The sequence below is a fragment of the Streptomyces hainanensis genome (genome assembly GCF_004348415.1).
GTDB lineage: Bacteria > Actinomycetota > Actinomycetes > Streptomycetales > Streptomycetaceae > Streptomyces > Streptomyces hainanensis.
Genome location: NZ_SMKI01000477.1, coordinates 1 through 5,691, shown reverse-complemented (window position 1 = coordinate 5,691; position 5,691 = coordinate 1). Strand labels below are relative to the sequence as shown.

Annotated in this window: 4 protein-coding genes; 2 read left to right on the top strand and 2 right to left on the bottom strand. The window is 75.3% G+C overall.

Annotation, left to right across the window (positions count from 1 at the left end; genetic code table 11):
* Together E1283_RS30495 and E1283_RS30490 are read left to right on the top strand one after the other, a co-directional pair.
* A partial coding sequence (locus E1283_RS30495; protein WP_425086257.1) for an aspartate aminotransferase family protein occupies nt 1–1,293 on the top strand: 1,293 nt, incomplete at its 5' end.
* Nucleotides 1,294–1,383: 90 nt separating this feature from the next.
* Nucleotides 1,384–2,661, top strand: a complete 1,278-nt coding sequence (locus tag E1283_RS30490; RefSeq protein ID WP_132821408.1) for an aminotransferase class V-fold PLP-dependent enzyme — start codon at nt 1,384–1,386, stop codon at nt 2,659–2,661.
* A gap of 22 nt (nt 2,662–2,683) precedes the next feature.
* Here E1283_RS30490 and E1283_RS30485 read toward each other — a convergent pair whose 3' ends face one another.
* Both E1283_RS30485 and E1283_RS39570 read right to left on the bottom strand, forming a co-directional pair.
* The gene (locus E1283_RS30485; protein ID WP_132821407.1) at nt 2,684–3,874 is read right to left on the bottom strand and encodes a glycosyltransferase; all 1,191 of its coding nucleotides are present in this window, start codon (nt 3,872–3,874) and stop codon (nt 2,684–2,686) included.
* Nucleotides 3,875–4,251: 377 nt separating this feature from the next.
* Nucleotides 4,252–5,691, bottom strand: a 1,440-nt coding sequence (locus E1283_RS39570) for a helix-turn-helix domain-containing protein (protein WP_132821406.1), incomplete at its 5' end; no start/stop codon positions are given.

Sequence of the window (5,691 nt, the reverse complement as noted above, 5' to 3'; positions counted from 1 at the left end):
GACCCGCTCACCGAACCCCTCGCCGACCCCACCCAGGTCGCCCAGTACCAGCTCGGCGACGCCGTGCTGGTCCGTGGCGAGGGCGTGCGCTGCTGGGACAGCACCGGCCGCGAGTACCTGGACTGCGTCTCCGGCACCTTCAACCTCATCCTCGGCCACAACCACCCCGAGGTGATGGCTGCCGTCCGCGCCCAGACCGAGGAACTGGTCTTCGCCAGCTCCTCCTTCCAGACCGGCCCGACCAACGACGTGATGACCGAACTGGTCAGGCTCGCCCCGCCCGAGCTCACCCGCGTCAACCTGCGCAGCTCCGGCGGCTCGACCGCCAACGAGGGCGCCATCAAGATCGCCCAGCACCACACCGGGCGCCGCGACGTCATCGTGCCCTTCCGCGGCCAGGTCGGGCAGACCATGGCCGCCGCCAGCCTCGCCGGGCACAGCCGGATGCGCGCCCCGTTCCCCCTGGTACTCCCCGGCGCCCTGCACGTCCCCGACCCCTACTGCTACCGCTGCTTCTACCGCCAGGAGCCCACCACCTGCGGCATGTGGTGCGTGGAACGGATCGACGACTTCATCACCCACGCCAGCTCGGGCAGCGTCGCCTGCGTGCTCATCGAGCCGATCAGCGGCGTCGGCGGCAACATCGTGCCGCCGCCCGGCTACTTCGCCGAGCTCCGCCGCTTCTGCGACGAACGAGGCATCGTGCTGATCTTCGACGAGGCGCAGACCGGCTTCGGCCGCACCGGCACCATGTTCGCGGCCGAACAGTTCGGCGTCAGCCCGCACCTGATGACGCTATCCAAGGGCATGACCGGCAGCGGCCTGCCGCTCGCCGCCATCCTCACCGAGGAACGCATGGCCGGCTGGGACCGCTCCCTGCACGGCTTCACCTACGGCGGCCACACCCTCTCCGCCGCCGCGGCCGTCAAGACCCTGGAGATCATCCAAAGGACCGGCTTCCTGGCGAACGTCCGGGCCTGCGGCACCATCCTCCTCGACCGGCTCAACGCGCTCCGCGCCGACCACCCCGTCATCGGCGAGGCCCGCGGCCTCGGCCTGATGCTCGGCGTCGAGCTGGTCGAACCGGACGGCGGCCGGGCGGTCGCCAGGACCCACGCCCTGCACCGCGCCCTGCACGCCCGCGGCCTGCTCACCCGGGTCTCGGAACACGGCGAGGGCAACGTGATCGAGCTGCGGCCCCCACTGGTCCTCACGCCCGCCGAGGCCCACCTGATCGCCGACCGCTTCGGCGAGGCCGTGGCGTCGCTCGACTCCCGAGGACACCCCGGATGAGGGTCGAACTCGGCCCGACCGGGCCGACGTTGCACACCACGCCGGCCGCCCGCCCGGCCCACGGCCGCGCCTGCCCAGGGAGACGTCGTCATGACCACCAGCTGTGCCCCCGCCACCCCCACCACCCTCGACGTGCTCAGCGCCGGCGTGCGCGCCCCGCTCGCCACCGGCGGCGACATCGAGTACGCGGCGCTCGACTACGCGGCCAGCGCCCCCGTACTGCGCCGGGTCTGGGAGGAGGTCGCCGAGTACGCGCCCTACTACGGCAGCGTGCACCGGGGCACCGGGCACCTCTCCCGGCTCTCCACCGAGCTGTTCGAGCGCAGCCGCGAGACCGTGGCCCGGTTCCTCGACTGCCGCCCCGCCGACCAGGTGGTCTTCACCCGCTCCACCACCGACTCGCTCAACCTGCTGGCCGCCGCGCTGCCGGCCGGCAGCCGGGTGTTCGTCTTCGAGACCGAACACCACGCCGCGCTGCTGCCCTGGGCCCACCACGGCCACCACGTCACCTACCTCGACGCCCCCGACTCGCCGGAACACGCCGTCGCCCTCGCCGAGTCGGCCCTGGCGACGCTCCGGGGCGGTCCCGCGCTGCTCTGCGTCACCGGTGCCTCCAACGTCACGGGGGAGATCTGGCCGATCGCCGAACTCGCCGCCGCCGCCCACCGGCACGGCGCCCGGATCGTGCTCGACGCCGCCCAGCTCGCGCCGCACCGCCCGGTCAGCGTCCGCGAACTCGACGTGGACTGGGTCGCGTTCTCCGGCCACAAGCTCTACGCGCCCTTCGGCGCCGGCGTGTTGGCCGGCCGCGCCGACTGGCTGGCCGACGGCGAGCCCTACCTGGCCGGCGGCGGCGCCACCCGGGTCGTCAACCGGCTCGCCGACGGCGGCGTGAGTGTCCGGTGGGCCACCGACGAGGCCCGGCACGAGGCCGGTTCCCCCAACGTCATCGGTGCCTTCGCCATCGCCGCCGCCTGCCGGGCGCTCACCGAGGCCGGTCACCAGACCCTGGTCGACCACGAACAGCGGCTCCTCGCCCGGCTGCGCGACGGCCTGGCCGCCGTGCCGGGCGTCACCGAACTCTCCCTCTTCGGGCCCGCCGCCGACCGCGTCGCCGTCGCCTCCTTCACCGTCGCCGGCCGCGACAACGGGCAGCTCGCCGTGCAACTCTCCGAGCGCCACGGCATCGGCGTCCGCTCCGGGATGTTCTGCGCCCAGCCGCTGGTCCGCAAGCTGCTCGGCGCCTCCGCCGACTCCGCCGAGGACTGCGACGGGCCCCTCCAGGCCCTCCGCGTCAGCTTCGGCGCCGGCACCCCCGAGGAGCACCTCACCCGGCTCGTCGACGCGGTCGCCGAACTGGCGGCCTGAGCCAAGGGGGGCCGCCGGCCCGTCACCCGGCCGCGCCGGCCACCAGCTCGGCCAGGTCGTCGGCGGCGGACTCGACCGGGGGCAGGGCCAGCGACGCGAGCCGCGCCCGCCTGGCCCGCCGCCGGACGTCGGGATCGGCCAGCAGCCGCCGGCAGTGGTCCGCGATCGTGTCGGGAGCCGGGGCCTCCACCCGGGCCCCGAGGCCGAGTTCCACGGCCCGCCGCGCGTTGTGCGGCTGGTCCCCGAACTGCGGCAGCACGGCCACCGGAGTGCCGGTGCGGATCGACTCCCGGAGGCTGTTGTATCCGCCGTGGGTGACGAACAGGTCCGCCTCCTCCAACAGCAGGGGCTGCGGCACCCGTTCGACGAGGTGCACGTGGGGCGCCGGCCGGAGCTCGCCCAGCGGAACGCCGCCGGTGGACACCACCGCCGTGCAGTCGACCTCGGCCAGGCCGTCCACGATGGCCCGCAGCGTGGCCGCCGGATCCGCCACCCCGGGGATGGGGACGGCGCCGGTCCCGCCGGCGTCGGCCTCCAGGAACATCGGCAGAGCCGTCCCGATCGCCGCGTAGACGATGGGACGGTCGGTGCGCAGCCGGCCGAGCCACGCCGGCAGCGCGGGACCGCGCTCCACGGTGGCCGACTGCCGGTAGCGGTGGCTGGTGGGCAGGTGCGCGGCGAAGGAGAACTCCTCGGGGACGCAGTCCACCCGCCCGAACCTGACGAGGGCGAGCGGGTCGTCCCCGGTCGGCAGCCCCACCTGCTCCCGCATCGCGTTGAGCGCCGGCAGCATCACCGCCGGGTCGAGGACGTTGCTCCACCCCGAGGGACCCGACAGGTGCGGCACCCCCAGCTCCTCGGCGACCAGCAGGCCGCACACGTCGACGCCGTCCCTGATGATCAGGTGCGGCCTGAACTCCCGGGCCACGGCGCTCACCACGGCGAACGCGCCCGGTAGCCGGGCGCCGCCGAGCAGCGCCGCCATGGCACGCGGCCGGGCGATGTCGGCGAGGTACCTGACCCGCCCGTCGAAGAGCTCGCTCGGCAGCGGGAACGTGGCGAGGATCGGGATGTCGTCGTCCGCGAAGACCGGGGAGAGCCGCGCCGAGCAGACCAGCCGGACCTGGTGGCCGGCCGTGAGCAGGGACCGCAGCAGGGGCAGTTGGGCCCGGGCGTGGGAGGGGGAACCCACCACGGTGGAGAGAACGCGCACGTCGGCAGCCTTCCTCGGCCCATCGGCCGGCGGCGGCCCACGACCGGCCCCGGATCGCCGGCGCGGATCGAGGGGCCGTGGTCGCTTCGTCACCGGGAATGGATAACCCCGCCCACGGACGTGTACTCGTGTGAGCGCGGTGGCGCTGACGCGCCGCGGTGGCGCGTCGTGGCCACCGCGCGCCGGGCGCGCACGAGGGCCCGGGCGCTCCCTAGGCGCCCGGGCCGCTTCCCCCTGGCCGATGCCCAACCCTCCCCCGAGGTGTCTCGCCTGGGCTGGGCCGCGGCCGCACCACAAAACTAGAAGGGCGGAAAGGGCGCGACCACCGTGCACGCCGCCCAATTCGTCCCCGGCGTTGGGCACGGCGCACCGTCCGGTCAGGACGGCGCGGTGGCGCGGAGGGCGTGCACCAGGTCGTGCACGCCGGCCCCGGTGCTCAACAGGTCGCGGCCGAGGAGCCGTTCCGCCGCCCGGAGCCGCGACCGCACCGTGTTCCGGCTGATCCCGAGGCGGTGCGCGGTCCGCTGCGCGTCGGCGTTGGCGTCGATCCAGGCGCTCAACGTGGCGCGCAGCTCGGGGTGTCCCGAGTGCCGGAGCGGATCGAGCAGGGCCCGGGCCCAGGCGACCGCGGCCGGGGTCCGCAGCAACTCCTCCAGCGTGCGGGGCGGCTCGGACTCGTCGTCCGCCCGGGGGACGGCGACGGCCAACGCCAGCGCGAGCGAGGCCCGCGACCCGACGTCCCGCAGGTCGAGCCCGAGGGCCCGCTCGACGTCCCTGAGATGCGCGGTGACCGTGTTGCGGCTGATGCCCAACAGCCGTGCCACGCCGGCCCGGGGGAAGGTCAGCGCCAGCCGGGTCACGTCGACCGTCAGCTTCGGGACCACGCCCAACGGCCGCAGGAACGACCGCGCCCACGCCTGGGCCTGCTCGCTCGGCAGCAGCGCCTCCAGCGGGTCCTGGCCCTGGTAACCCACCACCCGCTCCCGGGAGTTGCGGGCCACCGCCAGTGCGTGCCTGGCCTGGTCGTACGCCTCGGCCGTGGCCCGCTGGGGCAGCGCCGCGCTGACGCCCAGCGCGTATCCGGGGTGTTCGCGCACCAACGCGGCGAGCCGCGCGGTGAGTTCGTCGCCCTCCGCCGTCCCCTCAGGGATGAGACAGATCAGGTGCTCCTCGTAGACCGGGCACCGCACCAGCAGCCCGGGGCCGTGGAAGCCGGCCGGGTCCTGGTACCGCTGGGCCAGCCGGTCCCGCTCGTCCGGCTCGCAGCGCAGCAGCAGCACCCGCAGCGACGCGGCGCGCAGCAGCGCCGGCATCGCGCCGGCCGTCACCCGCCGGGCGAGCGTCGGATCGCCCGCCATCAGCGCCATGAAGACGGCCAGTCGCACCTGCGCCGCCTTCCGGTGGTACGCGCGGGCCGCCGCCCGCGCCTCGGTGAGGCCCTGCAACAGCGTGACCATACCGCCCGTCCGCGAGATCAGCCGGCCGGCCTCGGGGTCGGGCGCCTCCGCCCCCGCCACCACGAGCACCCGGCGCGGCACCCCCTGGCCCAGTGCCTCACACCGCAGCCGCCACCCGCCGACCTCGGTGGCCGCCGCGGCCATCTCGCCCCCGGCCAGCCGGCCGAGCAGCGGCCCGAGCGCCTCGGGCAGCCCCGGCGGGAATCCGCCGGTCGCCGCCTCCACGGCCCCGTCCGGGCCGATCAGCGCGACCTCGGCCCCGATCCGGCGCCCCAACCACTCCAGCGCCCCGCCCACGTCGGGCCCGGCACCGAGCACCGCCTGTCGCCCCAACTCCCGCAACAGCTGGTCGGCCCACTC

Excerpts from the sequence above, each read along its gene's own strand:
- E1283_RS30490 (WP_132821408.1), top strand. The coding sequence starts at position 1,384 with ATGACCACCAGCTGTGCCCCCGCCACCCCCACCACCCTCGACGTGCTC.